The organism is Pseudomonas sp. IPO3747, assembly GCF_013385245.1.
In the GTDB taxonomy this organism is placed as follows: domain Bacteria; phylum Pseudomonadota; class Gammaproteobacteria; order Pseudomonadales; family Pseudomonadaceae; genus Aquipseudomonas; species Aquipseudomonas edaphica.
In genome coordinates this window covers 217462-220854 of the sequence record NZ_JACAQL010000011.1, presented here as the reverse complement: position 1 = coordinate 220854, position 3393 = coordinate 217462, and the positions used below count along the sequence as shown (strand labels likewise).

Genomic DNA, 3393 nt, shown 5'->3' with positions numbered 1-3393 from the left:
AGTGCGGGCATGCCGAGCCTAAGCGAGGCACCGAGTGGTGGGGCGAAGACCTTTTGGTTACTTTTGGGGCGTTTGCCAAAAGTGACCCGCTGTAAGAGCGGAACCATAAGCCGCCGTTACCCAAATAACGGATATACACGCCGACAAACCGCCACCAAAAGCCAATCAATCCCGCGCCAGTGCCTCAATCGGGTCCAACCGCGCCGCATTCCGTGCCGGCACAAAACCAAACACAATCCCGATCAACGTCGAACACGCAAACGCCGTCACAATCGACCCCACGGAAAACACCATCTCCCACTCCTTCACAAACAGCGAAAACAGATACCCAATGGCGTAAGACAACGAAATCCCAATAACCCCGCCGATCAAACACACCATCACCGCCTCCACCAGAAACTGCTGGCGAATATCCGATTGCCGCGCCCCCACCGCCATGCGAATCCCAATCTCACGGGTGCGCTCAGTCACCGACACCAGCATGATATTCATCACCCCAATCCCACCCACCAACAACGAAATCACCGCAATCAGCGACAACAGCAGCGCCAGGGAGCGGCTGGTTTTCTGCACCGTCTGCATGATGCTATCAAGGTTATTGGTGAAAAAATCCTTGGTCCCATGCCGCTGCAGCATCAGCTTGTTAACGTTGTCTTCCACCACCTTGCTCGGCTGCCCATCCTTGATACGCACGGTAATGCTGTCCAGATGCCGCTGCCCCAACAGCCGCCCCGCCGCCGTTTCATAAGGTACCCACACGTTCAACGCCTTACTGGCAGCGAACATGTTTTTATTGTCAGCCGTCACCCCGATCACCGTACACGGCAGGTTCCCAACCAGGATCACCTGCCCCAGCGGGTCCACGTTCGGCCCGAACAGGCGATGCCGAGTGTTGTGGTCAATCACCACCACCTGCGCCTGACGCCGCGCATCACTTTCACTGAAGGCAATCCCGGCTTCGAGCTTGAGCCCCTTCACTTTGAAATACCGATCACTGACGCCATTCACCTGCGCATCCAGGTCGATATTGCCAAAGCGCAGCAACAGGTTGCGCCCTACCACCGGCGTGGCGCTGTCGACGTAATACAGTTGATTCAACGCCTCCACATCCGACGGCATCAACGTCTCGATGGCCGACGCACGACTGTCGCCGAAACTGGTGCCGGAAAAGATATCGATGGTGTTGCTGCCAATCGCCTGGATGTCCTTGAGCACATAACGCTTGGCCCCCTCGCCGATCGCTGAAATCGACACCACCGAGGTAATGCCGATGACAATACCCAGCATGGTCAGCAAGGTACGCATGCGATGGGAAATCAGCGCGACCCAGGCCATATTGAAGGCCTCCTTGAACAACCCCAGGCTCGCCACCAGGCGCCGAGCGCCGCTGCGCTTGGGCTCAATCGGCGCTTCGCTGGGCAACTCCAGCCCCACACTGTCATTGGACTTGTCGCTGACTATTTCACCATCGCACACCTCGACAATCCGCTGGGCGTTCGCCGCCACCTTGGGGTCGTGGGTGACGATAATCACCGTGTGCCCGGCCGCGTGCAGCTCGGCGAGGATGCGCATCACCTCCTTGCCGCTGTGGGTGTCGAGGGCGCCGGTGGGCTCGTCGGCGAGGATCACCTCACCGCCATTCATCAAGGCCCGGGCGATACTTACGCGCTGTTGCTGGCCACCGGAGAGCTGGCTCGGGCGGTGGGTGGTGTGCCCCGCCAGGCCCAGGCGCGTGAGCAGGTCGCGCGCCCGGCTGTGCCGTTGGCTCTCGGGCGTACCGGCGTAGATCGCCGGCATTTCCACGTTATGCAAGGCGCTCAAGTGCGCGAGCAAATGGTAGCGCTGGAAGATAAACCCGAAGTAATCCCGGCGCAGTTCCGCCAACTGTTCATCGCCCAGCGAGCGGGTCTCGATGCCGTTGATCTTGTAGCTGCCGGCGGTGGCGTAGTCCAGGCCGCCGAGGATATTCATCAAGGTGGATTTGCCCGAACCCGAGGCACCGATGATCGCGACCATTTCGCCGGCATGAATCGTCAGGTCGATGCCCTTGAGTGCGATGAACTCGCGCTCGCCGGCCATGAAACTGCGGGTAATGCCCTTGAGCTTCAACAGGGGTTGGGTCATGGCTCAGTTCCCCGCCACAGCTGGGCTGGCGTCGCCGATCACGACTTTGTCGCCCTCGGCCAGGCCCTCCAGGATCTGCACCTTGACGTTGTTATTGATGCCGGTCTTCACATCCCGCGACAGCGCCTTGCCCTTGGCGTCCAGCACCCGTAACGGGTAAGTGCCGTCGTTATTGCGCGCACCAAGCGCCGCCACCGGCACCATCAAGGCCGCCTGGGCAGTGTCGAGCACAATACGCACCTGGGCGGTCATGGCGATGCGCAGGCGATGGTCCGGGTTAGGCACGTCGAACAGCGCGTTGTAAAACACCGCGGTGTTCTGCTTGGGCGTACCGGCGGTCTGGGTTTCGAGGAAGTTCTGTGGCGCCGGCTCCGTGCCACGCAACTTGGCGTAGTAGCGCTTGTCGGCTTCACCCAGGATGGTGAAATACACCTGCTGGCCGGGGCTGATATGGATCACATCGGCCTCCGACACCTGGGCCTTGACGGTCATGGTGTCCAGGTCGGCCAGCTTGAGCAGCACCGGCGCCAACTGGTTGGCGATCACGGTCTGGCCTTCCTGCGTGACGATGCCGACTACATCGCCGTCAATGGGCGCGACGATGCGCGTGTACGCCAGATTGACCTTGGCGGTATCGATCTGGATATGCGCGCTTTTGATCTGCGCATCCAGCGACAACAGGTTGGCTTGTTGCACCTGGAAAGTGGACTCGGCGTCTTCAAAATCCTGGCGCGATACCGACTCATCCACCTGCAAGCCCTTATAGCGCTCATACACCGACTTGGCCTGCTTGAGCTGCGCCGCCGTGGCGCGGCGCTGGGCCTGCAGGTTTTCCTCATCCACCTGGGCTTTACGCAAGGTGTTTTGCAGAATCAGCGGGTCGATCTCCGCCAACCACTGGCCCTTCTTCACCTTGTCGCCGACCTTGACCTTGAGCGACTTCAACTGCCCCGACACCTGCGCGCCAACATCGACCTGCTTGATGCCCTCAAGCAAACCGGTGGCCAACACAGCATTCTCAATATCACCGCGCTCAGCCGTGGCAGTGAGGTACTGCGGCGCATCGGCGGGTGCCTGCACCGTGTACACCACCAGGCCAATGGCAACAGCCAATACCGCGAGCATTCCAATTTTGCGAAACTTTGACTTTTCCATAAATGACCATAAAAAGATGAAGAGGGCCTACAACGGCACGGTCCAGTGTGGGAGCTGGCTTGCCTGCGATAACATCAACTCGGTGTGCCTGACACACCGAGGTGTCTGCATCGC

General features: G+C 59.9%; 2 protein-coding genes. Both read right to left on the bottom strand.

What is annotated here, in order from left to right; genetic code table 11:
* Positions 1 to 165: 165 nt before the first annotated feature.
* Positions 166 to 2124 (bottom strand): MacB family efflux pump subunit, encoded by a 1959-nt coding sequence (locus tag HX790_RS18420; RefSeq protein ID WP_176991881.1) that lies wholly within the window; start codon positions 2122 to 2124, stop codon positions 166 to 168.
* Between the two features lie 3 nt (positions 2125 to 2127).
* Entirely contained in the window at positions 2128 to 3279 is a 1152-nt protein-coding gene (gene macA / locus HX790_RS18415) for a macrolide transporter subunit MacA (RefSeq protein WP_169987694.1), read from the bottom strand.
* Positions 3280 to 3393 lie beyond the last annotated feature (114 nt).

What these genes read in the sequence shown, in the direction of transcription:
- HX790_RS18420 (WP_176991881.1), bottom strand. Translation starts at nt 2,124, where the DNA reads ATGACCCAACCCCTGTTGAAGCTCAAGGGCATTACCCGCAGTTTCATG.
- macA (WP_169987694.1), bottom strand. Translation starts at nt 3,279, where the DNA reads ATGGAAAAGTCAAAGTTTCGCAAAATTGGAATGCTCGCGGTATTGGCT.